Here is a 19,345-nt window from a genome sequence, read left to right as displayed (position 1 = left end):
AAGAAAAGCGAAGAGGGGCGGTAAGGAGTTTGTCGCAGTGAGCCACAGCATTTACTTGCTGGAAACATAGTTTCCAGTGCTGTTGCGAACAGCGAACAAGCTCCTGCCCCTCACAGCTAGACAAGGAGTAAACACTATGTCCAAAAATCGAAAAGATGAGCATATTCAGTTAGCAAGGAAGTTTTATTCTACGAAAGAAAATGATTTTGACCGTGTGCGTTTCATCCCTAATGCTTTGCCGGAAATCGACATTCAGCACACCAATATTTCAACGGAATTTCTTGGATTGAGCTTTTCTCGTCCTTTTTATATCAATGCTTTGACTGGAGGAAGTGCAAAAGCTCTTGAAATCAATAAAATGCTAGGTGAAGTAGCTGGAAAAACAGGGGTGTTGATTGCCTCTGGAAGTGTGGTAGCTGCATTAAAGGACGATACACTCATTCCGAGTTTTCGCAGTTTGCGTGAAGCAAATCCAAATGGTAGAATTTTTGCAAATATCAATGCGAATACAAGTGTGGAAATGGCGATTCGTGCAATTCAAATCACTCAAGCTGACGGATTGCAAATTCACCTCAATGTTGCTCAAGAGCTAATTATGCCCGAGGGAGAACGTTCTTTTTCTAGCTGGCGAAAAAATATACAACAAATCATTCAACAAATTCAACTGCCTATTATCGTCAAAGAAGTGGGCTGTGGCATGAGTCGTGAAACGATTGAAGAATTGTTCGCAATTGGCGTAAAGGCTGTGGATATTAGCGGAGTTGGTGGCACCAATTTTGTTGCAATTGAAAACGAACGAAGAAGTGAAAAAGAGCTAACACATTTTGAAAATTGGGGTCTTTCAACGGTGGAAAGTTTGCTAGAATCTCAAAAAATGCAAAGAAAAATGACTATTTTAGCAAGCGGTGGGGTGCGAAATGGAATGGACATCGCCAAATCTCTAGCACTTGGTGCAAAAGGGGTAGGGATTTCCGGTGCAATCCTTAAAATCTTAACTGAAAAAGGTGTAAATGCTACAATCGAATGGATGCTCCAACTAGAAGAAGAACTTCACATATTGTTCACACTACTCGGCGTGCGAACAATCGAAGAATTACAAAACAAAAGCGAACTACTATTCGACAACTCTTTACGAAATTTTTGCTTAGACAGAGGGATAGAAATAAAAAACTTTTCACAAAAAATATAGAAAAAATGAGGAAAAACAATGGCATTTTTAGAAGTTAATTATTATTCTGAAACACTTCATATGGAACAAAGCGAATAAGCGAAGTCGAAAAGCAATGCTTTTCAGCGGAGCGGTGAGCTTTGTGAGGAGGCTTACCGTTGACGAAGGCAACCAAAGCGATGCTTTGCCTTTCGCTCTGCTAAAGGGGGAAGCCGACGAAACAAGAAAAAGAAACGAGGAAAAACAATGGAATTTTTAGAAATAAATTATTATTCTGAAACACTTCATATGGAACAATCCATGAACATTATCCTACCAGAAAAAAGCGACCGCAATCCTGATTGGACGGTAGAAAGTTTGCAAGATTTACCTGCTTTGTATCTTCTACATGGCATGAGTGGCAATCACTCCATGTGGGCGAGGAGAACGAATATCGAGCGGATTATCCGAATGACAAAAATCGCTGTCATCATGCCAAGCACAGATTTAGCATGGTACACCAACACGACTTACGATTTACATTATTTCGATGCGTTAGCAAAAGAATTGCCGAATAAAATTCAGCAACTTTTTCCACAAATTTCAACGAAACCTGAGAAAAATTTCGTTTGTGGAATGTCAATGGGTGGCTATGGTGCGTGGAAATTAGCTCTCGGTACTACGCAGTTTTCTTATGCTGCAAGCCTCTCTGGAGCTTTAGTATTCGGCAATGATGAGCCATTTCCCTTTGGTCCAAAAGAATATTGGCAAGGAATTTTTGGCGATTTAAAACAAATTCATGGAAGTGAAAATGATTTATTTACCCTAGCAGAAAAAAGAAAACAATCGTCAACTCCTATTCCAAAATTATTCTCATGGTGTGGCAGACAAGATTTTCTGTTTGACAACAACAATCAAGCAGTCGAAAAAATGCAGGCATTAAACTATGATGTGGAATATCAAATCAATGACGGAACGCATGAGTGGTATTACTGGGAAAAATATTTAGAGAATGTTTTAGAGTGGTTGCCTATTGATTTTGTACGTGAAGAACGCCTAAGCTAAAGGTTTTCAGTTGATTTTCATTCATTTTCATCATTTTTGAATATGTGCCAAAATTGGCTGTTTTCACCCCAAAAGTGTAACAATTTTTGTAACATTTTTTCACGCTACAAACCCAATAACCACAACGATAAAACCACTTTTTTCACAAAAAAAACACAAATAAAACACACACTCGCCAAAATGTAGAAATGAAAAGATGAAAAAAGAGGGGCTTTCTAGCTCCCCTTTTCCTTTTTCTTCTCCTCTAACCCCACCTTTATCATTTTTCTTATCACGTTTTCCGAAAGGTTATATTTTACCCTTAACTCATTATAGTTCGCTCCGTCAAAATCTTTTAAAATGCTCTTGTTCCTCCAATGCTTAACTATTCTATCTTCTTTTGGCACGTAGACAGTGCCACCACCAAAGAATCGCACCACCTCCAAAAATTTCTTTTTTCCAATTATCCTAATCATTTCATTACTTTCAAAACTTAGCTCGCTCATTACTTCCTCGGTTAATTGTTCTACTTTCATGTTATTCCTGCCTTTCTTTGTTGCGTGTATTCTCGTTTTTTCTCGCTATTTTTTCGATTTTTTTCACTTATTTCTCGCTTATTTTCACTTTTTTTCGGTTTTTCTCGCTTTTTTTCACTTAACAACCTTTTTCCTTTTGGCGATGAAATCCCATTATGTTACTTCATCGCCACCTACTTTATTTCTCAACCGTTCACACTTTTCACTCGTGCCAATCTCTCGCCTAGCTTTATCCCCAACTTTAGCGTACTGAAATAATCTAAATCTTCTTGTCTTAGCTCTCTTAGATTGTTAAGGTTTGTTATTTCATGCTTGAACTCCTTTTCTATTCTCTCTTGTTCCTGCTCTAATAGTTCCATTTGTTGCTCTAGTAAGGCTTGTTTTAGCCTTGTCTTTTCCTCTAGCTCGTTTTCACGTTCTACAAGTTCCATAAGCTCCTCATGTTTTTTCTTTAACTCTCCCTCTACAAGCTCGCTAACTCCTTTTATTTCTTCCTCGCTTACTTTCTCCACCTCCACCCCTAAAAAATGCTTTTCCTCGCTTAACAAGAAATGTTCTAGCGTGTTCTTTGTCATATTCATTTTATTCCCTGCCTTTCTCTTGTCTAATTGTTCTTTTATCGTTCTTCGCTAAGAGTTCGCCTAATTCTATCCCTAGCCTTACTTATAGCCTATCCTATACCCTATAAAATACCCTATGCGTTTCCCTTTGCCATATACTATAAAATCGCTCTGTTTTCACTGACTATAAAAATACGAGTGCCACCCCTAAAACCGCTTAGCTCTTTCCTCCTCTCACTCCTTGCCCTGTCTATCTTTCTTTAAGATTTTATAGCCTATCCGATACCCTATAAGATACCCTTTCCTAAAGTCTATCCTGCCTAATACAATACAAAGACAATACAAAGATAATACATATACATATACGCTCTTATTACACCCTCGCAACCTCTCCTTTCGCTCGTTCATCTTCTAGCCTTTTCAAACTTGCCCTATACTTCTCCACTCTCTCAAGCAATTCATTTATTTCCGTTTGCCGTTTCTCGCAGGCTTTCACTTTTGACTCGCTACTGTCTTTTGGCGTTTGCGTTAAGCCTGCCCAATGCTTTCTTACACACTCTAACGCCTTTGTTAATACTGTGTAACTCTGCACCATTAAAAGCTCATTTAAAAGCCCTTTTGTGTTTTTATCGCTACTTGTATTGCCTTGTTTTATTGTGATAGGGGTAAAAAATTCCCCTGTTTCTTCGTCATATTCAAATAGCCCTGTACCGTTCATAACGGCAATACATCGCCTAATTTCTTCTTTGCTTAGCTTGGTTTCATTTATCAATTTCAGTGTATTTGTTGCTGTTATCCCTGCCGTGTTTGCCGTAATTGATACCACCAAATAAAGCAAACGACAATTACTATCAAGGCGTATTACTTCGTCATGGTAAAATATCCGTCTTGGTATCTGCCTAAATGTTTCCTTTCCTGCCATGATTTTTTTCCTTTCCAAAAAAAACTTTTTATGTTATCCTGCCTTTAGTGGCATAAAACTATTATTTCTTGATTTTCGAGCTTTTAAGGTTGCTCCTTAAAGGCTCTTTTTTTCGTTCTTTCGGCTCGCTTGCCTATCACTAACCCTACTTGTAAGCCATATAAAACTAATACCCCCTTTGAAAATTCTTTGCTTGTTAGTCTATTCAACAAGTGAAATAATTCCCTTGTTGTTTCTGCTTGTTCTATGCGTTGAAATTCTCGCTCAAAATCGCTTAGAAATTCTCTTGCCACTTGTTCCACTCGTTTATCGTTCATGTTTCCCTCTCTTTCTAGCGTGCTAAACGCTCCAAGAGTGCGTAGACTTGCACCCTGCTATAAAAAACTACTCTGTCATTTTCGCCTAAAGAAATTCTTTTCAAGCCGTTACGCTCTAATTTCTTTAGCCACGTATAACTCACGCCCAGCTCTTTCAATAGCTCTTTTTGTTGAATATACGGTTTTAATGGCTCTCCTTGTTTCATCTCCTGCATGGTTTCAGTTATTTCTTTCTTGATAAAACTCTTTAACTCTTGCGTTGCTGATTGGCTTAACAATTCCATAATTTTTTTACCTTTCCATTTTTGCATTTTGGCGAGTGCTTATATTTTTTTTGCCTGCTTATAGATTGCAGACCCATTTTAAATTCGTTCAAAACCCTTTTAAATTCTTTTTAAAGATTTTTCATGTATAAAATCATTACCTAATCTTTCCACCGTCTTAAAACGGCTCTAAAATGATTTTTAGCGTTTCCTTGTTTTTTATGCTTTTATAACCCCCTCATGTAGTATTTTTTGATAGTGTTCATCGTGAATAAAGTAAACTGTTCCCCTTTCGCCTTGTAGTGCGAAAAAATCAACACGTACAAGGCGAGGGAAAGCATTAGACGGCACGCCACACAATAGGCGTTCATCTAGTTCATTGTTTGCGAGTGTTACAGTTTCAGAGATAAGCTCAACCTCTGCCACTTTCTCGCCTGTTACGTTTTGGTAGAGTTTTAAGGCTCTTTGTTCTTTTGTTTTTGCGTTCATGGTTGCCCTCTTAATAGTTTTCTGAAATGAATTGCATTAGTTTTTGATAGGTTGATTTTTTTACCTCTTGGGGTTTGTCGTTCCTCGTCAGTTGTTGAATAGTTTTTTCACTCATTCCCAATTTTTGAGCTATTGCCCTTTTTGTTAAAAAATTATCTGCCATAACACGCCTTAAAGCTCTTTTATTTTCTTCTGTAAAATTCATCATGTTCCCCTCTTTCTTTTTTATGACTTTTTAAGTCGACGAAATCATGATATACCCTAAAAAGCCTTTTGTCAACGTTATTGACTTTTTAAGTGTTATCATGTTATATTTTACTTAGAAAGGTGGTTTCCACTATGAACAGATTAAAAGAACTTAGAAAAGAAAAAGGGCTAACCTTTAAGAAATTAGCACAAGATACAGGAATATCTTCCAAACAATTAAGCCGTTATGAAAAAGAGGAGCAAGAGCCAAAGAGGGAAACATGGGAGAAATTAGCTGATTATTTTGGCGTTAGTGTTGCTTATTTATTAGGGTATCAAGTAGGGCTTAACTCCTTTGTTATGAATAGCCTAACCGATTTTGAATTTTCTTTAACGCTCGTTCCTATGACTATTGAGGACTTAAAAAAACATTTCCCTAGTCGTTCTTTTGATTTTACAGACGAAGAAAGAAAGAAAGTTATAGAACGTTATGAAAAAAGCCTTGACAATGAAAACTTTAACTCCGAGTTTGCAGAACGCCAACGTTTTAGCGATGAAGTTTATATAAAATATAGCTCTTTCACTTTTAACAATGATGAACTTATAAATTTATTCACTGAAATGCGTAAATACTTTATAACTAATCGTCAAGTAGATTTAGAAGATAGCACAGAAAACACAAAAAACAGGCTTGAAAATGAAATGTTTTCCAAAACATTAAAAGGCTTGTTTTTAGTTCATGATGAAGATATAGCCGAAATAATAGACTTTATAAACTACAAAAAAAGCAAGTATAAAGACTAAATTTCATCTTTCCATTTCTGCATTTTGGCGAGTGCGAGAAAGGAAAAATCAAGATGAAAATAATAGAGTACACCACGAAAAAGAAAGAAATTAGATATATAGCTAAAGGGGTTTACATTGGCACTGATTGCCTTACAGGTAAGCCAAAAAGAACAAATATCACAGGAAAGACAAAGACAGATGTAAAATTAAAGTACGAAAGAGCAAAACTTGAATTTTTACAAAACGGCTCAACTACTAGGGAAAAGGTAAGTATTTCAACTTTTGAAGAACTCGCTAAAGTATGGTTTGAAATGTATAAAACAACAGTGAAAAGCAATACTCTTTCACAAATGGAAAGCCTGCTGAATGTTCATATTTTGCCACCGTTAAAAGAGTATAAAGTGGAAAAAATAACAAGTTATCTCTTGCAAAAAATTGTTAACACTTGGGCAGACAACGCAAACAACCACAACGGCTTTAAGCGTTATTCTTACGCCTTTTCTACCGTTAAGCGTATTTTAAAGTACGCTGTTTCTTTAGATGTGATAGAGGTAAACCCTGCCTTAAATGTTTATATTCCACAATCAAAAAGCGACAAAACCATTAAAAAAATCAAATACTTTAACAAGCAGGACTTAAAAACATTTTTAAACGCCATTGAGTGCCTTTCTCCTTGCTATACTCATGAAATGTATAAGGCTTATTTTTATTTACTAGCCCATACAGGAATAAGACCAAGCGAGGGCTTGGCGATGAGTTGGCAAGATGTAGACTTTACAAGTGGAACTATACGCATTACAAAAACGCTAAACAGAAAAGCAAAACTAGAGGATAGCCCAAAAACAAAGAAAAGCAATAGAACGCTACTCCTTGACACTACCACGCTACAAACTCTTAAAAAGTGGAAATTGTTCCAATCAAAAGAAAAACTTAAACTTGGGGTTGGCAGAGCTAACTTGATTTTTTGCCCTATCCATGAAGAAAGTTACCTGTTTCATAATACGGTTCGAAACTTTGCCAAACGTATTTTTAGAGAAAACGGCTTGAACGATATAGGGCTACATGGTTTTAGGCACACTTACGCCACTATGCTATTAAGTGCAGACGTGCCTTATAAAATTATTCAAGAGCGTTTAGGACATGAAAATATTACAATGACAATGAACACCTATTCACACCTTGAACAATCAAAAGAAAAACAAGCTATTCTACTCTTTGAAAATTACATGAGTTTGTAACAATTTTTGTAACATTTTTCTATTTTCTCAATTTCAAAAAACACAAAACCCTTTTATATCAACGGTTTAGGCGTGTACAAAAGGGCGTTTGTGTATTACTGGGAAAAATATTTAGAGAATGTCCTAGAGTGGTTGCCTATCAACTATGTAAAAGAAGAACGATTAAGCTAATCTAAAAAAGCAAGGAAATTTGCCTCAGCAATTCTCCTTGCTCTCTTTTTATTTTATCGGCTTTCTTTTCTTTGAAATCTCTACCGCTCGATTGTCCACCATTAAAAGCGAATAGACGACAAACAAAATCGAATTGTCTCGTGAGTAGAGATTGTAGCGTGGTTTCCATGTGGTCGCATATTTTTCCTTGTAGCTACGCAAACCTTGGAAAGAGTAGAAACGTGAGCCAAATTGATAAATCAAATTTGCCAATCGTTCGTTTAAGAAACTCTTACGACTAACACCAACATTGGAAAGTGGTGCCATTCCTAAGTCAAAACTCTGAATCCCTTCATCACGATAATGCTCAAATAATTTGATAAACAAATAATCCATTACACCTGCTGGTGCCTCTTTTGAAAACCGCATTAAATCCACCGTTACTACATCTTGAGTGTAACTTGGCATAATTGTTGCAAATGCAGAAATCTCACCTTGCTCATTTTTCACCACTGCAACAGGTGCTTTTGAAATGTATTCTTCCGAAAAGAAACCTAGAGAAAAACCTTTCTCCTTGCGTTCTCCTAGCCATTCATTACTAATCTCTCTTAACGTGTCAATGATCTCTTCTGAAAATGGAGGTTCTATCACTTCCATGTGACAACCTTCTCGCTCTAGGCGATTGACAATCGCACGATTGCCCCGCTGTTTTTTCCCACTAATTGTAAAATCTGGCAAGGAAACATGACCTTCTTCTCCCATTTTGAAGAAACGAAAACCTAACTCATGCAAAATTAACGTTTCTTTTTCTTTTACTTCGTAGAAAACAGGTGCATACCCCCATAAATCACATTCCTCGATAAATTGTCGCAAGCAAGGCTCGAAATCTTCCGCTTTTCCACTAGGACTTCCCATAACTACCACTTTATCATGATACGTTTGAAACTGTAAAAATACCGTATCCTCGCCTTGTTTGTTTTTGTACATATACATATCCTTGTCATTTAGGAAAATCAAATGACTTTCAGTAGAACCGCCATATGTGTGTAAAACGCTCAACACACGCTCTTCATCTACTTTTTCGCCAATTGTCTGCCTATGCCCTTGAAGATAGCGAATAAATAGCATCGCAATAATATTTACCAAAAGAATTGCCAAAAATCCTGTCAACCAAATTCTCTCGCTTGGGAAAAGGAAAAAATTGTTAAATGGATGTTTGTGGTGAATATTTGGCGAATTATACACGCCAATTCCTGCGTATAAAATAATCAGCAAGAAATACACCAAGCCGTCCTTGAACAGCATTTCATACGATAGCACCAATTGTTTTCTAAATAACTCAGATTTGGTAAAAATTGTTAACACAATCAGTAAAATCATAAATAATTCACTATAAATGCTAAACCCTGTATGTGAAATATAAATCAATGTCGCAATTTCAAGTATAAGCGTTGGATAATAAGCACGAATGACACGATTGGAAATTGCTCGCCCTGCTACAATCAAGAGAAATCCAATCAAAATTTTTGGAAATTCTCCGACAAGATTGGCACTCCACGGACTAATTTTTCTCAGCCATATCAATTGCCTAAACACTTCCGGCACTGTTGCTGAAAGCACCATTAAAATTCCTGAAACGTACAGCAAAAACGTCACCACGTGATTAAGCACTTGACGGATTAAATCAAGCGGAACTCCACGATAATTGTCATTGAATTTCACACCAAGATTTTTCACTGCAAACAATAAACCTAGAATAAATGGCAAGAAATAATACACAATACGGAACAAAAGCAACCATGCAACTGTTTTTTCTTGAGCTACACCGAGGTGGGTTAAGCCTAAAATCATGACCACATCAAAACTTCCGATTGCACCGGGAATCATCGACAAAATCCCTAATACCATTGCCACGATAAAAAGTAAAATCACTTCATACGCTGGCACATGAATACTCATAAGCTGACCAATCAAGACAAATGCTAACATAACACCTGTCCATTCTAAAAAGCTCACGCCTAAAAGTTCCAACCGCAAACGTTTTGACAAACCACCAAGCAGTCCTTCTTTCTTTAGCGAAGTCGTCAGAAGAACCGCTGGAAAGTACAATGCACCAACTAAAAGCCACATCCAATATTGCGATAAAAAAGCATTCGTATGCCCTGCGGCAATTAAAAACAAGCAAAGCAAGCTATAAATGGAAAGTCCACTCATAGTGAAAAGAAAAATCTTGCTAATCGCATTGAAAACTTGCTTTTCCTTCCCTTCTTCACTGTAAAATTGAGAACGAAGTCCAAAACTAAATACGCCACCAAATCCAATGAGATTGTTCATCGTATTCACAAGCCAACTTGTCTCAAAAATATAAAATGCCTTATCTTCTTTTTCCACCATTTTGTGCAGTAAAAAGTCATAAAGCACCATTGGACTTACAGCAAGTAAGCCAATAAAAATCATCAATAAAATACGCCAAAAAGCTAAATCAGAAAGTGCCGCCGTTACCTCCTCACCGCTAATACTTCTCGCTATTGAGGTCAATTGTAAGGCGACAAGCAAGACAACTGCTGTTAAAAAGAATATTTTGAATGTCTTTGCTCTGCTTTTCAGCCATGTTAGTAGTCTGTTCATAAATCTCTCCTTCTATCTCTTTCGGGTACTTTTCCCAATTTCAAACTTCTTTCCCCAAAAAATTGCAAATCACTCGGTTAAATCTTCTCGGTTGTAGGCGAATGAAGAAATGCGAAGTCCATTTTGCTATTTGTAGGGTAGAATCTGGGATATTTTTCGCTATTTCTTTCGTATGACTACGTTTAATGAAATCAAATTGCCCTGCTAAAACGAGCGTTTTTGCCGTTATTTTTTGCAAATCATTCATTTGAAGTCCTGTATTTTTGACGAGTAAACTTAGCACTTCCATGTCCCAGTGCAACACTTTTCCGATAGCAATGTAAATCAGCTCTAAAACTCTTGAAAGATAGGTGCTACCACTTGCTGTTAAATTGCCTGAGTTTAGCACTAATTTTTTGACAAGTGTAGGATATTTGCACGCTAATACCATACCAATATTCGCACCATCGCTATAACCTAAAATATCCGCTTGTGAAATGTTTTCCGCCTGCATCACTTCTCGCACATCTTCTGCCATACGTGCAAATGTCAACTTCGTCTTAGACCGTTCGCTTTTCCCGTGACTACGTGAGTCAATCAAAATGCAGCGATAATGGTCAACAAAATAACGAACCTGCCGACGAAATATCCCACTACTCTCTCCATTTCCATGAAGAAAAATCAACGGCTCTCCATGACCAATCATATAAATTTGTAGGCTTGTGCCATCACTTGTGATGATTCTTTTCTTTTCTAATTTCATAACAATCGCCTCACAATATGGATTATTCGTTCATAGTACCTTCTTACTATAAGTATATCAAAAAATTGTCAGTTTTTTTACGGAAAGCACTCGATTCATTTCACCCTATCAAAAAACGCAACCTCTAATTTACACCCCTGCTCGAACAACTCCGCTACATCTTCAATGTTTTCTACATACTTTGTGCAAAATTGGATATGTTCTTTTACAATTTCGCTATATTCTTCGTTTTTATACGTTGCAATCCACGGTGTAAACGGGTTTTCTTTCGTTTTCACCACCACACCTTTTTCACCGATATATTGGTAAATCCAGTAGCACGGCAGTAAAGAAACCATGATTTCACCGATATTTCGACTTTTTAGGGCAGCATACAAATATGCTTGATAGCTTTTCGTCACTTCATTTGCTTTTTCTGGCTGAATTTCTTTTTCCGTTATCCCTAAATTTTTTAATAACTCCTCACGAATTTCAAGTTCTGCCATTTCCAAATTTCTCAAACGTTCCTCAAAATAATCCTTGTGCTGCTCCTCTGACAATGCAATCAATTCCTTGTGAACTTCTGTAAAAGTCGACAAGTAAATCGCATCTTGTATCAAATATTCCTTATATTTTTCAATCTCTAACGTGCCGTCAAACATTTTCACTACAAATTCATGCTGTAAACATTGACGAAAATATGTTTTATTTCGTTGAAATAATTCTTGAATGTCCATGTTCTTCTCCTATTTTCTGTTTCAATTTTTTTGTAATACTTTGTATATCTTTTTCCTTTAAAATAGCTGAAACAATCGCAAAGCCGTCCGCACCTGCATTTTTAAATGTGGAAATATTTTCCAAATTCACCCCTCCAATAGCAACAACAGGAATGTTGACCGCTTGAGAAATTGCAGACAGTTCTTCTTTTGTGACAATCCTTGCGTCTTTCTTTGTCTCTGTTGCCACCATTGCCCCAACACCCAAATAATCCGCACCGTCCGCCTCTGCCATTTGAGCTTGCTTGAGCGTTTGAGCTGAAACACCTAGAATTTTTCCTTGCCCAATTTTCGCTCTAGCACTTTTCACGTCCAAATCATCTTGTCCGATATGAAGTCCTTCCGCATTTACCTTTTGCATCACTTCCAGATTGTCATTGATAATTAGTGGCACTTGATACGCTTGACAAATGGCATGAATGGATTTGGCTAATGTGATAAATTTTTCTGTGGAAAGATTTTTTTCACGCAATTGCACGACACTTACCCCGCCGAGAATCGCTTTTTCCACCGCCTCCTCAATCGTTTGTGTAGACATTATTGACCTATCTGTCACCAAATAAAGAGAATAGTCTATTGTTTTCATAAAGAAATTATCCTTTCTCTATCATTGAACGTTTGAATGTCTAGGCAACTAATTTCATCATGTAACGCAACCTTGAAACTACCATTTCCTCTCGTTTTTTCGCTGGCAATTTCTCCTGCAATCCCCATGCTTGTGATCGCCAGAACAGACGAAAGCACACGCTCACTTGGGTTTGCACCAATAAATGCACCAAGCAAAGAGGCACTCATACAACCTGTTCCGCTAATACTAGACAGTTTCTCATGACCATTTTTTATCAAATAAACATTTTCACAATCTGCTACTGTATCAACGACTCCCGTGATAACAATAACACTTTCCAGCTTTTCTGCTAATTTTTTTGCCATATTCGCCAAATCTTCCGAAGTCATTTCATCACGAATATCCGCATCTACACCTCGGGTTTTGCTACTTAGCCCAGCCAAAAAACGAATTTCTGAGACATTTCCTTTGATACAGGAAAATTGCACACAATCAAGCAATCTCTCAAGTGCTTGATTGCGGAATTGACTGGCACCAACACCGACAGGGTCTAAAATTACTGGCACATTTTTCTTATTGGCAATTTTACCAGCAACTAGCATGGACTTGAGGACACGCTCATTTATCGTACCAATATTAAGAACTAATGCCTGCGAAATATTTACAAATTCCTCCATTTCTGCAATTTCATCTGCCATAATCGGACTTGCACCAATGGCAATCGTAATATTTGCACAATCATTTACTGTTACATAATTTGTCATATGATGTACTAACGGTTGGATTTCTTTTACATTACTGAATAATTGACTATACTTTTCTTTCATGTTCGTTCTCCTTATAATTTTACTACTCTTTCAAATTGATAAAAATGATTCGTTGGACCATGCCCATTTCCAAGTGGTAGAGCATTTTCTATTGCACCTGTGACGTATTCTTTTGCATTGCTAACTGCCACTTTTATAGGTTCACCCTTTGCTAAATTTGCAGCAATCGCCGAAGAAAGCGTGCAACCTGTACCATGAGTGTTTTTCGTTTGAATCCGCTTAGAATGATAATGTGTAAACTCAACACCGTCAAACAAAATATCTATCGCCGCACTTTCCAAATGTCCTCCTTTTACCAAAACATTTTTCGCACCAAGTGCATGAATACTTCTTGCAGCATTTTCCATGTCCTCAAGTGTCAAAATCTTCATTCCTGTTATTTTTTCCGCCTCTGGAATATTGGGCGTTAAACAATCTGCAAGCGGAATCATCACTTTTATCAACGTATCAATTGAACTCTCACGCATTAAAGGACAGCCATTTTTAGCATACATTACAGGGTCAATCACGACTTGTTTCGCTTGATATTTCTCCAGATTTTCTCTAATTGCACGCATAATTTCTGGACTTTCGACCATGCCGATTTTAATTGCATCAGGAATAATATCCTCAAAAATCGCCTCTAGCTGTTTTTCAATCAAATCAACTGAAACATTTTGAAAATCAATCACCCGACTTGTGTTTTCAGCAACAACGCTCGTTATCACGCTCATTCCATAGACAAGATGTGCGGAGAATGTTTTCAAATCAGCTTGCACACCTGCCCCACCGCTACAATCGCTTCCTGCGATTGTTAATGCTTTTTTCATCATTTTGTTTTCCTCATTTCTATTATGGTACGCAAAAAGACCATGACAAATCTCAATACACTTTCTTCAAACCAAACGTTCATACGAATTTGAACTTGGCATTGCGTAAAAAATAAATATCATTCATTTTTCATACAATGAAAAAGCGTGTTAGAGTATTGTCACAGTCTCATAAAATTCTGTAATAAATGCTCCCTACACTCGTATTAACGAACAGGTTCAAAGGGTCAGATTTTATCTTCTCAACAACGCACGTTGTCCCCCTGCATATATATGGGCACCTCTAAAAACTCATACTTATCCCAAATTGCTAGTTTTCCGTTTTTCTTCGTCAATCTCCTCAACCTTGTCTAGCTACGGGGGGGCAGGAGTTTGGTCGCTGTTCGCAATGCTACTTGAAACTTCGTTTCAAGCAAGTAAATAGCATGGCTCACTACGACAAACTCCTGAACGCCCCTCTTAGCTTTTCTATGTCTAGCTACGAAGTGCAGGAGTTTGGCAACTGTTCGCAGTGTCGCTCGAAACTAAAGTTTCGATGCTAGTCTTTCAAGAATCTTTGATTCTTAGAAAGACTGTATGCGAAACGAAGTGTAGCAGTAAATAAACGACACGGCTCACTGTTGCAAACTCCTGAACGCACTTCTTCGCTTTTCTATGAACCACATAGCTTTCGTCGATTTCCTCGAAAAACAAAAAACTATCTAATTTGGTATTAAGCGGAGTTTTTAGAGCTGCCCATATACTAATATAACACACGCTCCTCTTTTGTTCAATAGAAAATTTATAATTTTCTTTTTTCTACTATTTTTTGAAAAAAATGTTTTTGGCTATTGGTTCAACCCAAAAAAACTAGAGGAAACCCAACATCTCGTCAATTTTCCTCTAGTTTTTCTTTCCTTATTCTGCCTCGTTTTCTCCAGCAAACAATTCTTTTACTTGTGCTTGAATTTCATTGTTTTCTAGCACTTCATCAAATGTTGAGTCCATGCGATCAATAACACCTTTGCTTGAGATGTAAATAATACGATTGGCAAGTGTTTGAATAAACTCGTGGTCATGTGAAGTAAAAAGCATACTTCCTTTGAATCCTTTTAACCCGTCATTTAACGCTGTAATGGACTCCAAATCCAAGTGATTCGTTGGATCATCAAGTACCAAAACATTTGCTTTTTGTAACATCATTTTCGTTAACATCACACGTACTTTTTCGCCACCACTTAGAACGTTGACACTTTTTAGCACTTCGTCTCCACCAAAAAGCATACGACCTAAGAAACTTCTTAGGAAAGTGTTGTCGTCTTCTTCTTTACTAGCAAATTGACGTAGCCAGTCCAAAATGCTCTCGTCTCCTGCAAAATCTTTAGAATTGTCCTTTGGCAAATAGCTCTGGCTCGTTGTAACACCCCAGCGAATTGTGCCACTATCCACTTCGATTTCACCCATTAACGCACGCATAAGTGCCGTTTGTGCAATATCGTTCGCACCAATAAAGGCTACTTTATCGTCTGGTTTGAGCGTAAACGAAATGTTATCCAACACTTTTTTCCCGTCCAATGTAACGGACAAGTTATCCACCTGAAGCAAGTCATTACCTATCTCCCGTTCTGCTTTAAATGCAATATATGGATAACGTCTGCTTGACGGTTGAATGTCTTCAATCGTGATTTTATCTAACATTTTTTTACGACTCGTCGCTTGTTTTGATTTAGAGGCATTTGCAGAAAATCGAGCGATAAAGTCTTGCAATTCCTTAATTTTTTCCTCTGCTTTCGCATTTTGGTCGTTCAATAGTTTCTGAGCCAACTCACTTGACTCTTTCCAAAAATCATAGTTTCCGACAAACAATTTGATTTTTCCAAAGTCTAAATCTGCCATATGCGTACAAACTTTGTTAAGAAAATGACGGTCATGGGAAACGACAATCACAGTGTTTTCAAAGTTAATCAAAAATTCTTCTAGCCAGTTAATCGACTGAATATCAAGACCGTTGGTCGGCTCGTCTAAAAGCAACACATCAGGTTTTCCAAAAAGAGCTTGAGCAAGCAATACTTTCACCTTTTGACCTGCAGAAAGTTCCGCCATTGTCAACTGGTGTAAACTTGTTGGAATGTTTAATCCTTCCAAAAGTTGTGCCGCCTCAGGTTCTGCTTCCCAACCGTCAAGCTCGGCAAATTCCCCTTCAAGTTCAGCAGCACGCACGCCGTCCTCATCAGAAAAATCTTCTTTCATGTAAATTGCATCTTTTTCTTTCATTACTTCATACAAACGTTTATTGCCCATAATCACTGTTTCAATCACAGGATATTCTTCAAAATCAAAATGATTTTGCTTTAACACACTCAAACGCTCGTTCGCACCAAGAGAAACTACACCTGTCGTTGCTTGAATTTCACCAGACAAAATCTTCAAAAATGTTGATTTCCCTGCACCATTGGCACCAATCAATCCATAACAATTTCCCGGTGTAAACTTAATATTCACTTCATCAAATAATTTACGGTCACTAAAAAGCAAACTGACATCTGTTACTTGTAACATTTATATTCTCCTATTTTCATCATTATTTTATCCAGACTAAAGCAAATTGTATCACATTCCGAAGTCTTCCTCAATCCTAGACTACTTTAAATATGTATTTAATTATTTTTAGAACAATTTCTACCATATTTGACTCAATATAAAAATACAAAATTCATCCAATATTTTTCATAAAAAAAGAGTCGGGTTGTTCACTTATAAAAACGAGAGTAAAAAACTCTTTGTTTTCATAAAGCGAACATTTTCCCGAACTCATTTTTAATTATTCATCATCATCCAACGGCAAATCTAAATCAAGGTCAAGCTCTTCGTTTTCTGCGATAACTTCTTCTGTTTCAGTTCCAGCATCAGTCTCCACTTCCTCAGCCACTTCTTCTTCCTTGTCTTTGTCAGCTTTTTTCTTCTTAGAAGTTTTTTTCTTTTTATCTTTATCTTTTTCTTCTTTTTTGTTTTCTTTTTCAGCTTTCAAATCAATTTCTTCACCAATTTCGTATGCTTCACGCACTTTGGCAAAGATTTCTGCAAGCACTTCTGGATGTTCTTCAAGATAAACTTTCGCTTTTTCTTTCCCTTGTCCTAAACGGTCATCGCCATAAGAGTACCACGCTCCACCTTTTTTGATGATGTCTTTCTCACTTGCCATATCAATTAATTCGCCAATTTGTGAAATTCCTTCTCCAAAGACATTTTCCACGATAATTTTCTTAAATGGCGGTGCCACTTTATTTTTGACGATTTTAATTTTCATTTGTGTACCATACGGCTCCTCTTTTGTTCCAAGAGGTTCACCCTTACGCACGTCAATTCGGATCGTCGAGTAAAACTTCAAGGCACGTCCACCCGGTGTCGTTTCTGGACTTCCAAACATTACCCCTACTTTTTCACGCAATTGATTAATAAAAATCGCAAGAGTTTTTGTTTTATTGATAGAAGCACTCAGTTTACGCAATGCTTGGCTCATCATACGAGCTTGTAAGCCGACAAAACTTTGCCCCATATCTCCGTCAATTTCCGCTTGAGGAGTCAAGGCAGCAACAGAGTCAACAACAACTAAGTCGATTGCTCCACTTGAAATTAATTTTTCGGCAATCGCCAATCCTTGTTCCCCAGTGTCTGGCTGTGAAAGGAATAAATTGTCAATATCCACTCCAAGTTTTGCCGCATATTCTGGGTCAAGTGCGTGTTCGGCATCAATAAACGCCGCAAGTCCACCATGTTTTTGCACACTTGCAATTGCATGAAGGGTCAAAGTTGTTTTCCCTGAACTTTCAGGCCCATATACTTCAATAATTCGTCCACGAGGATACCCACCTACACCAAGAGCCACGTCTAAAGCTAAAGAACCACTTGGGATGACAGAAATTTTTTGGTCGCTACGTTCGCCCAGTTTCATCAAAGCACCTTTCCCAAAATCTTTTTCAATTTCTTTCAACGCTTTTGCCAATGATTCCTCACGTGTTAAATTTTCATCTGCTTTTTTCTTTGAACTTTTTTTTGCCACTATTTTTCTCCATTCTACCGAGACTTTTCGTCTCATCACTTATTCTATTTTACTTGTTTTTCTCTTTAAGAGCAAGACAACAGTTCTTTATGCACCATGCTGAGTGCTTTCATTACACTATTCATACGAACAAATTGACGACTTCTTGCAAAATGATGTTCAAGTGCATAAACACCCTCTTTTGTTGCAATGCCAATCCAAACAGTGCCAGCCTCTTTCCCTTCTAACGTATTTGGTCCTGCTACCCCTGTCAGACTCACGCCAATGTCTGCACCAGATTTTTCTCTTGCACAACGTGCCATTTCTTTTGCACAAAATTCACTCACGGTGCCATGTTGTGTCAATTCTTCTGCATTGATACCTAAAAATTCAGCTTTTGTCTCTTGTGAATACGTCACAAATCCGCCTTTGAAAATCTCGCTCGCTCCTACAATATCGCACAACGTTGATTGAAACATTCCAGCCGTCAAACTTTCTGCCGCACTAATTGTCACACCTTTTTCTTTGAGCAATTCAACCGTTACATTGGCAAGCGTGTTGTACTCGCCCTCGCCATAGAAAAATTCGCCAACATCTTCCGTTTTCAAAATTTCTTGTTTTATTTTCTCCAATTTTTCATTCGCTTCTTGCTCGCTTTTGCACTTTGTTGCAAGGCGAAGGGTTACTTCAACTTCTTTTGCATACGGAGCAATGGTCGGGTCTGTTTGCTGATTAATCAAATCTGCCAATTTTGTGACCAATTGACTTTCACCAATTCCGTAAAAACGTAGCACTCGGCTGTATAATTTCCCGTTTGCTCCAGTTTTTTCCGCAAGTTTTGGCAATAAAACATTGCTCAACATTGGTCGCATTTCACTTGGTGGTCCGGGGAGTGCGGCGTAAAATTTTCCGTTTTTTTCTATAAAACTTCCAACTGCAAGACCTACTTCATTTTTCAGCACTTCGCCACCTTTTAACGTCAACACTTGTAAATCATTATTCGGCGTATGCTCTCGCCCTGTTTTTTCAAAATAATCGAGTAGTTTTTGATACCCTGCTTTGTCTTGGACTAATTCTTCGCCTAAATGCTTTGCCAGCACCTCCTTTGTCAAATCGTCCTCTGTTGGCCCTAAGCCACCGCACATTATGATAAAATCCACTCTTTCCTCTGCTTGTGCCAATGCCCGTGTCATACGCTGAAAATTATCCCCTACTGTCGTATGATACACCACATCAATACCAAAATCGTTTAACAATTCACTAATGGTTGCTGCATTGGAGTTCACAATTTGCCCCATTAAAATCTCTGTACCCACCGTCAAAATTTCTGCTTTCATTTGCTTGTCCTCTCATCTATAAG

20 protein-coding genes, 1 pseudogene and 1 riboswitch are annotated in these 19,345 nt (G+C 37.6%); of the genes and pseudogenes, 5 read left to right on the top strand and 16 right to left on the bottom strand.

The features are described 5' to 3' along the window. Positions 1 to 76 precede the first annotated feature (76 nt). Together fni and B5D30_RS02695 are read left to right on the top strand one after the other, a co-directional pair. The gene (gene fni / locus B5D30_RS02700; RefSeq protein ID WP_234984605.1) at positions 77 to 1,189 is read left to right on the top strand and encodes a type 2 isopentenyl-diphosphate Delta-isomerase; all 1,113 of its coding nucleotides are present in this window, start codon (positions 77 to 79) and stop codon (positions 1,187 to 1,189) included. A 225-nt stretch (positions 1,190 to 1,414) separates the two neighbouring features. Next, entirely contained in the window at positions 1,415 to 2,212 is a 798-nt protein-coding gene (locus B5D30_RS02695) for an alpha/beta hydrolase (RefSeq protein ID WP_078806496.1), read from the top strand. A gap of 215 nt (positions 2,213 to 2,427) precedes the next feature. On the opposite strand, the gene B5D30_RS02690 is transcribed toward B5D30_RS02695, so the two are convergent. The 7 genes from B5D30_RS02690 to B5D30_RS02660 all read right to left on the bottom strand — a co-directional run bounded on the left by B5D30_RS02690 (position 2,428) and on the right by B5D30_RS02660 (position 5,486). Then, positions 2,428 to 2,727, bottom strand: coding sequence for a Mor transcription activator family protein (locus B5D30_RS02690; RefSeq protein WP_078806495.1), 300 nt, complete (start codon positions 2,725 to 2,727; stop codon positions 2,428 to 2,430). A gap of 185 nt (positions 2,728 to 2,912) precedes the next feature. Continuing rightward, entirely contained in the window at positions 2,913 to 3,308 is a 396-nt protein-coding gene (locus B5D30_RS02685; protein ID WP_078806494.1) for a hypothetical protein, read from the bottom strand. 352 nt (positions 3,309 to 3,660) lie between these two features. After that, on the bottom strand, positions 3,661 to 4,209 hold the full coding sequence (locus tag B5D30_RS02680; RefSeq protein WP_078806493.1) for a hypothetical protein: 549 nt from the start codon (positions 4,207 to 4,209) through the stop codon (positions 3,661 to 3,663). 83 nt (positions 4,210 to 4,292) lie between these two features. Then, a complete protein-coding gene (locus tag B5D30_RS02675) occupies positions 4,293 to 4,526 on the bottom strand; it encodes a hypothetical protein (protein WP_078806492.1) in 234 nt (77 codons plus the stop codon). Between the two features lie 14 nt (positions 4,527 to 4,540). Next, the gene (locus B5D30_RS02670) at positions 4,541 to 4,810 is read right to left on the bottom strand and encodes a hypothetical protein (protein WP_078806491.1); all 270 of its coding nucleotides are present in this window, start codon (positions 4,808 to 4,810) and stop codon (positions 4,541 to 4,543) included. Positions 4,811 to 5,008: 198 nt separating this feature from the next. Further along, positions 5,009 to 5,278 (bottom strand): hypothetical protein, encoded by a 270-nt coding sequence (locus tag B5D30_RS02665; protein ID WP_078806490.1) that lies wholly within the window; start codon positions 5,276 to 5,278, stop codon positions 5,009 to 5,011. Between the two features lie 10 nt (positions 5,279 to 5,288). Then, positions 5,289 to 5,486 (bottom strand): helix-turn-helix domain-containing protein, encoded by a 198-nt coding sequence (locus B5D30_RS02660; protein WP_234984604.1) that lies wholly within the window; start codon positions 5,484 to 5,486, stop codon positions 5,289 to 5,291. A 131-nt stretch (positions 5,487 to 5,617) separates the two neighbouring features. On the opposite strand from B5D30_RS02660, the gene B5D30_RS02655 reads away from it, so the two are divergent. The 3 genes and pseudogenes from B5D30_RS02655 to B5D30_RS14050 all read left to right on the top strand — a co-directional run. Then, positions 5,618 to 6,268, top strand: a complete 651-nt coding sequence (locus B5D30_RS02655) for a helix-turn-helix domain-containing protein (protein WP_078806488.1) — start codon at positions 5,618 to 5,620, stop codon at positions 6,266 to 6,268. Between the two features lie 53 nt (positions 6,269 to 6,321). Then, the gene (locus B5D30_RS02650; RefSeq protein WP_078806487.1) at positions 6,322 to 7,488 is read left to right on the top strand and encodes a tyrosine-type recombinase/integrase; all 1,167 of its coding nucleotides are present in this window, start codon (positions 6,322 to 6,324) and stop codon (positions 7,486 to 7,488) included. Between the two features lie 93 nt (positions 7,489 to 7,581). After that, a pseudogene (locus B5D30_RS14050) lies at positions 7,582 to 7,659 on the top strand (transcriptional antiterminator); the annotation flags it as partial. A 48-nt stretch (positions 7,660 to 7,707) separates the two neighbouring features. Here the strand turns inward: B5D30_RS14050 and mprF are convergent. The 9 genes from mprF to B5D30_RS02605 all read right to left on the bottom strand — a co-directional run bounded on the left by mprF (position 7,708) and on the right by B5D30_RS02605 (position 19,322). Beyond that, complete coding sequence (gene mprF / locus B5D30_RS02645; protein WP_078806486.1) at positions 7,708 to 10,266, bottom strand: bifunctional lysylphosphatidylglycerol flippase/synthetase MprF; 2,559 nt, start codon at positions 10,264 to 10,266, stop codon at positions 7,708 to 7,710. 40 nt (positions 10,267 to 10,306) lie between these two features. Next, entirely contained in the window at positions 10,307 to 11,008 is a 702-nt protein-coding gene (locus B5D30_RS02640; RefSeq protein WP_078806485.1) for an alpha/beta fold hydrolase, read from the bottom strand. Between the two features lie 95 nt (positions 11,009 to 11,103). After that, positions 11,104 to 11,724: a TenA family protein gene (locus B5D30_RS02635; RefSeq protein WP_078806484.1), complete on the bottom strand. Its 621-nt coding sequence runs from the start codon at positions 11,722 to 11,724 to the stop codon at positions 11,104 to 11,106. Further along, the gene (gene thiE / locus B5D30_RS02630) at positions 11,693 to 12,349 is read right to left on the bottom strand and encodes a thiamine phosphate synthase (RefSeq protein WP_078806483.1); all 657 of its coding nucleotides are present in this window, start codon (positions 12,347 to 12,349) and stop codon (positions 11,693 to 11,695) included. The genes B5D30_RS02635 and thiE overlap by 32 nt, the downstream gene beginning before the upstream one ends. Beyond that, positions 12,346 to 13,158 carry a hydroxyethylthiazole kinase gene (gene thiM / locus B5D30_RS02625; RefSeq protein WP_078806482.1) on the bottom strand — a complete coding sequence of 271 codons (813 nt, stop codon included), beginning with the start codon at positions 13,156 to 13,158 and terminating at the stop codon, positions 12,346 to 12,348. The genes thiE and thiM overlap by 4 nt, the downstream gene beginning before the upstream one ends. Before the next feature lie 11 nt (positions 13,159 to 13,169). Continuing rightward, positions 13,170 to 13,970: a bifunctional hydroxymethylpyrimidine kinase/phosphomethylpyrimidine kinase gene (thiD, locus tag B5D30_RS02620; protein ID WP_456107105.1), complete on the bottom strand. Its 801-nt coding sequence runs from the start codon at positions 13,968 to 13,970 to the stop codon at positions 13,170 to 13,172. A 172-nt stretch (positions 13,971 to 14,142) separates the two neighbouring features. Continuing rightward, a riboswitch (TPP riboswitch) is annotated at positions 14,143 to 14,242 on the bottom strand. A gap of 622 nt (positions 14,243 to 14,864) precedes the next feature. Continuing rightward, positions 14,865 to 16,505 (bottom strand): ABC-F family ATP-binding cassette domain-containing protein, encoded by a 1,641-nt coding sequence (locus B5D30_RS02615; protein WP_078806481.1) that lies wholly within the window; start codon positions 16,503 to 16,505, stop codon positions 14,865 to 14,867. 262 nt (positions 16,506 to 16,767) lie between these two features. After that, a complete protein-coding gene (gene recA, locus B5D30_RS02610) occupies positions 16,768 to 18,006 on the bottom strand; it encodes a recombinase RecA (protein ID WP_234984603.1) in 1,239 nt (412 codons plus the stop codon). A gap of 65 nt (positions 18,007 to 18,071) precedes the next feature. Then, positions 18,072 to 19,322 (bottom strand): competence/damage-inducible protein A, encoded by a 1,251-nt coding sequence (locus B5D30_RS02605; RefSeq protein WP_078806479.1) that lies wholly within the window; start codon positions 19,320 to 19,322, stop codon positions 18,072 to 18,074. Positions 19,323 to 19,345 lie beyond the last annotated feature (23 nt).

The organism is Pilibacter termitis, assembly GCF_900167335.1.
Taxonomy (GTDB): Bacteria; Bacillota; Bacilli; order Lactobacillales; family Streptococcaceae; genus Pilibacter; species Pilibacter termitis.
This window is presented reverse-complemented; position numbering and strand designations above follow the sequence as displayed.